The sequence below is a fragment of the Methanosarcina sp. genome (assembly GCF_035390745.1).
In the GTDB taxonomy this organism is placed as follows: Archaea; Halobacteriota; Methanosarcinia; order Methanosarcinales; family Methanosarcinaceae; genus Methanosarcina.
Window position 1 is genome coordinate 1 of the sequence record NZ_DAOOUJ010000126.1, and the last position, 2,774, is coordinate 2,774.

Here is a 2,774-nt window from a genome sequence, read left to right on the forward strand (position 1 = left end):
AAACCAAATTAATCAAACAGTCCAAGACCATCTAGATTCTGGTTGGAAAATTGTTTCTAATAGGAAAAAATAGTGATCAGGGAGAGGATGAGATAGTTTTAGCTAAATCAACCGGCTGGGGAAGCTTGTTTATTCATTTTATGTTGTTAATTGGCACAGCTGAATTTGCTTTCTTTTTTTAGTTCCTAATATTTTTTATGCATTAAGTTCTCATAAAACTACTAAAATATATATTAGAGTCCAAAATGAAATAACATCAGATACAGAAGTTTATTCTAGTCAGTTATTAATATAACTAAATTATTATTTTTTATAAAAATCTAATGACTCTGAGATTAACTTATTGGCTCTCCAAGAAGTGAAAGCATTTCCCTGAGACTCCCTGAGACGCGAAATTTGCTCTTATATCTATTCCAGCGTAACATTTGCTTTCATAGCAACATTTTAAGATATTTAGATGCTTCTTAGTGGCAATTTTCCTAGAAATCCTGTAAGGCCTGAAGTCAAAAAGGAAAATAAAGGAAGGCTAATGGAACCCCCCTTTCATCAGCATTCACTGAAACTCCGAAAATGTATACTCAGTAACTTCAATAAAAGGTGTATTTGCGAGCTTTTCTTCTGTCAGTTCCTTTTCCACATTGCATACATCGAATACTGCACCAGGAATCAGGCATTTTCTGGTACAATCCAGAGCGCATTCTCTGGTGCACTCAAAAGAACAATTAATTTGTCTCTCCATCTCCAGGGTTACACTTTCCTGATTACCTGGAAGTTCCTGAAGAGGAAACTCCAGACAGGTGAATTCTCTGAATTTTTCACATGGTGTGTCAATTTCTATGATGATCCTGTCTCCTTCAATCCTCCCTGTTACCGTATGGATTAAACCGCAAATTCTGGAAGATACGCTTATTTTTGTCATTTTCGAATACCTCTCCAGTTAATGTGTGTTTTTAGTGATTTTCTTTCAGTAAATTCCGCCTGTCATGTTATTTCTCAGAAGTCCGTTTATGCTCAGAACTTCAATATTCTTGAAGTTTATTGCATTTATCGGGCAAGCCTTGACACAGCGTCTGCAGCTAGTTCCAAGGCAGTCCTGTGTACGGCAACTTACAAAATAGCTTCCTTCTTTCTCAACAGTCACAAGGGCATTCTCAGGACACTCTTCGTTGCATCGCCTGCAGTCAAGGCAGTGTTCCACAGGGACTTCCAGGGCGATTCCAGTATCTTCCACGATCTTTACAGGAACATTGCATATTTCCTCTATGTCTCTGGCTACTCTTTTTTCCATAACAGCATTATCTACAGGCTCCGGAAAAGATGGATATTTGTACATTTTCATGAATTTATTGTACAATTTCATGCTCATTCCCTCGGTCCAGTAGGAAAGCTCGCAGGCATAGATATTTTTGAAGGTCTCGCTGGTCGCCATCATCAGGTGATCGGCTTTTATAGCCCCTGCAAGGGCAATAACCTCCTCAAGTCTGGATTCGTCCAGGAGAATCTCCGTAGCAAGAGCTAGAGAAGTATTCCCAAACTGAACGACTTTGCTTGAAAAATCTGGACATGAACCTATTCTCCTGGCTTTTCTGCAATCTACGTATGTCCCGGAAGCCCCAGACATGTAGACATTTTCTAGTTCTTCAAAGGGGACGCCTGCCTCAATCAGAAGGGTTAGCTGTGCCGCACGAATTGCTCCTAAAGCTTTTCCGGCTTCAGAGATGTCTTCGTTGGTGATTTCGATGGAATTCCCAAGGATAAGCTTTCCATTGGGCAATTCAGGCGGCTGTTTCATCAGACCTGTCTCCATGGCAATGGCTATAACTGCAATTACGCCTGTGCCTGTAATCCCCACGGCCTCGATTTCTCCTCTCTCAAGGATTTCTCCTGTGACCGGATTTACAAGGGCTCCGGTTTTACCTTTCATCTCTTCGTCCAGGACTGTAAGCCGCCAGTATTCCCCTTCCGGGTTTACGTCTGAAATTGCACCTGGGCTTGCAATCATTCCGCAGCTTATCCCCTGTCCCTCGATGGCAGGTCCTGCAGCTGCACTGCCTGTAATGATCCTGTCTCCCGCTTTTATTGCCATTTCCGCATTCGTACCATAATCAGTGACAATGGAGACTTCTTCCTGGTTCAGAAAATCGGTTTCTATCATCATTGCCAGAGCATCAGCTCCGATTTCGTGGGCAATCGCAGGTGGCACTGTGATCTCACAGTTCGGAAGATCCAGAATACCTCTGAAAAGTTCGTTTGCCGAAAAGATTTTTGCACTCCTATCCACGTTTTCTATTCCTAGCCTTCTTTGCATATTTTTTCCAGCAAAGGCAAGATCTCTGATTTCCGAGTTCTGGAAAAGAGATAGCTGAATAGGGTTTCCGCATACTACCAGTTTCTGGATGCAAGCGGGTTCTACATCAAGGGCTTCTATTATCTTCTTTACCGCGTCCAGTATGATATTATTTGCAGTATCTTCCCCTACTTCAAGGGCAAAATCCAGATGATCGATTACATTACCTCCCGGAAGAGGATGTCTAATCGTCATTGCGGTTCTTAATACACTTTTTGTTTCCAGGTCTATAAGCTGTGCTCTAAAACCGCTGGTTCCTAAGTCAAGTGCAATCCCGTAAATTTTTCTCACTCCATCTGCTGCTATTGGATATTGAAATAAATAATTGGAGCCTTTCCCTGTATCAGGCTGTAATGAACTGGATATAATCCAAGCAGTGAAATGAGCTGCGCAGCGTTTTTCACATAGATCCTTTTCAATTTAATTT

2 protein-coding genes are annotated in these 2,774 nt (G+C 41.6%); both read right to left on the minus strand.

From position 1 onward, the window contains the following. Positions 1 to 553: 553 nt before the first annotated feature. Positions 554 to 919: a DUF6951 family protein gene (locus PLL47_RS14740; protein ID WP_324447315.1), complete on the minus strand. Its 366-nt coding sequence runs from the start codon at positions 917 to 919 to the stop codon at positions 554 to 556. Positions 920 to 964: 45 nt separating this feature from the next. Next, positions 965 to 2,629, minus strand: a complete 1,665-nt coding sequence (locus PLL47_RS14745; protein WP_324447317.1) for a methylamine methyltransferase corrinoid protein reductive activase — start codon at positions 2,627 to 2,629, stop codon at positions 965 to 967. Positions 2,630 to 2,774 lie beyond the last annotated feature (145 nt).